General features: G+C 50.3%; 2 protein-coding genes and 1 pseudogene. 2 read left to right on the top strand and 1 reads right to left on the bottom strand.

Translation table 11 applies throughout. The features are described 5' to 3' along the window. A pseudogene (locus B3F49_RS12295) lies at nt 1–509 on the bottom strand (aspartate kinase); the annotation flags it as partial. Between the two features lie 140 nt (nt 510–649). Here B3F49_RS12295 and B3F49_RS12300 point away from each other — a divergent pair. Together B3F49_RS12300 and B3F49_RS12305 are read left to right on the top strand one after the other, a co-directional pair. Further along, on the top strand, nt 650–1930 hold the full coding sequence (locus B3F49_RS12300) for an MFS transporter (protein WP_293911446.1): 1281 nt from the start codon (nt 650–652) through the stop codon (nt 1928–1930). A 77-nt stretch (nt 1931–2007) separates the two neighbouring features. Then, a partial coding sequence (locus tag B3F49_RS12305) for an MATE family efflux transporter (RefSeq protein WP_293911448.1) occupies nt 2008–2340 on the top strand: 333 nt, incomplete at its 3' end.

A 2340-nucleotide genomic window follows, 5' to 3' on the forward strand; every position in this document is an offset into this window, starting at 1 on the left:
CCATAGAAACCGGGTACGATATACTTCTCTCCCTTTTTCAGGACTTTTTTCAGATTTTGATACGTATCTTCATGCACGGTGCCGTCGTCCTTGATGACGATCAGCGGATCGGTATCGAGAAACGTCCAGCCGAAATAGGTTGCAATCATCCGGGCGCACAGATATTCCCCGCGGCTTGCAGCATACTCAGCGCCATAGCCGGCATCAATCATCTGTCTCACTTCATCCAAAATCGGCAGAAAGGGTTTCTGGTCCATTCCCAATTCATTGAGGATGCTGGTATAGCGATTGGCAACTTTCTTGAAGAGTTCACGACAGGAGTGGCCTTGCTGCACCATGGCGTTGCAGTTGTAAAGCATGTCGGTAACTTTTTCATCATCCTTGTTTCGCTTGCCCGGTGCTGAAACAATTACTATCTGTCTGTCCGGGTCGGCATCAACAATTGCTTTTACTTTCATTATTTGTTTGGCTTCAGCAACCGAGCTTCCGCCGAATTTACACACGATCATGGGGGTAACCTCCCACCTTGCTAGAGATGTCTAAGTGCGTATTGTATTGAAGGATAGCTTGTTGTGCAAGTGAACCCTGCCAAAGCGAAAATACATGACAGAAAGCCTGTTCACTGCTACTCTACGTACAAGAGGAAATCATGCAGGACTCAAAACGGTCGATTTTGGCTTGGGCTTGTTACGATTGGGCGAACAGCGCCTTCGCAACCACCGTCATGGCGGGCTTCTTTCCAGTCTTTTTCAGCGCATATTGGGCCGTGGGGTCCAGCAGTGAACAAGGCACCTTCTACCTGGGCGCAGCCAATTCCCTCGGCTCTCTCATCGTCGCCCTGCTGGCACCCTTTCTCGGTGCCATAGCAGATTGGGGAAGTTACAAGAAACGCTTGCTTGCATTTTTTGCACTCCTCGGTTCGGTGATGACGGCAAGCCTCTATGTCCTGCAGATGGGCAACTGGCCGATGGCGGTCCTCTTCTACTCCCTTGCCGTCGTAGGTTTCAGCGGTGCCAATACCTTCTACGATGCTCTGCTGCCCTTCGTAGCTTCCGAGAAGAAAGTCGACTATGTTTCCTCGCTTGGATACAGCCTTGGCTATATCGGAGGCGGCCTGCTCTTCTTGGTCAATGTGTTGATGTATCTCAACCCCTCTTGGTTTGGTTTCGCCAGTCAGGAAAGTGCGATAAAGGCATCCTTCGTCATAGTCGGCATCTGGTGGACAGTCTTCACCCTGCCCTTGCTTTTTTTCGTAAAGGAAGAGAAATCCAAACAGGTACTGGGGGCTCGGGAGGCGGTAAAGAAAGGACTGAATATTACCATCAATACTGTGAGAAGCTTCAGAAAATTGAAGACCATCGCACTCTTTTTGGTCGCATACTGGCTGTACATCGATGGAGTGGATACCATCATCAGGATGGCCGTCAACTATGGAACCAGCCTCAACTTCCCCAGTGAATCGCTGATCATCGCCCTCTTGATCACCCAGTTCGTCGCCTTTCCTTCCGCCCTGCTCTATTCTTCATTCGGCAACAAGATTGGCGTGAAGAAGGCCCTTCAGGTTGCAATCGGCGCCTATACCATCATTGCCATCCTCGGCTACTTCATGACCACCCCCCTTCACTTCTACCTGCTGGCAATAGTCATCGGACTTTTTCAGGGCGGCATCCAGGCTCTTTCCCGGTCGTATTACACCCGGCTCATCCCCAAGGAGCGCTCTGCAGAATTCTTCGGCTTTTTCAACATGCTCGGTAAATTTGCCGCAATCATCGGCCCGCTTCTTATGGGCATTGTCACCTTGGTCACCGGAAATGTCCGTTCAGGCATCATCAGCTTGGTTGCGCTTTTCGCACTCGGATTCATACTCCTCAAGCGGGTGGATGAGCGGAAAGGACAGGAAGAAATCAAGTCATTCATGGAAAACCAATAAGGTACAGGATACTTTACTCTATAAGGCGGCTGTGGTATTACTACACTCTCTGATACCTCGGAGCATAAGGAAAACCCATGCAAGCCTTGCAAGAAAATAAAATGGGGGTGAAACCAATCCCCTCACTCGTTCTGTCCATGTCCTTTCCCATCATGCTTTCCATGCTGGTCCAGGCGTTTTACAACATCGTGGACAGCATGTTTGTCTCACACTACAGCCAAACAGCTTTGACAGCAGTCACCCTGGCGTTTCCGCTTCAAAACCTCCTGATAGCAGTCAGCGTTGGAACCTCGATCGGGGTGAATTCACTCTTGTCCAGAAAACTCGGTGCCAAAGACTTGGCTGCAGCCAAGAAGGCTGCCGGCAACGGCCTGACTCTCTCGGCGATCAGCTGGATATTTTTTGCCATA

Source organism: Sphaerochaeta sp. UBA5836, from assembly GCF_002432845.1.
Taxonomy (GTDB): Bacteria; Spirochaetota; Spirochaetia; order Sphaerochaetales; family Sphaerochaetaceae; genus Sphaerochaeta.

Bases quoted from the DNA above. Each gene is read 5' to 3' on its own strand.
- B3F49_RS12300 (WP_293911446.1), top strand. From the start codon at position 650: ATGCAGGACTCAAAACGGTCGATTTTGGCTTGGGCTTGTTACGATTGG.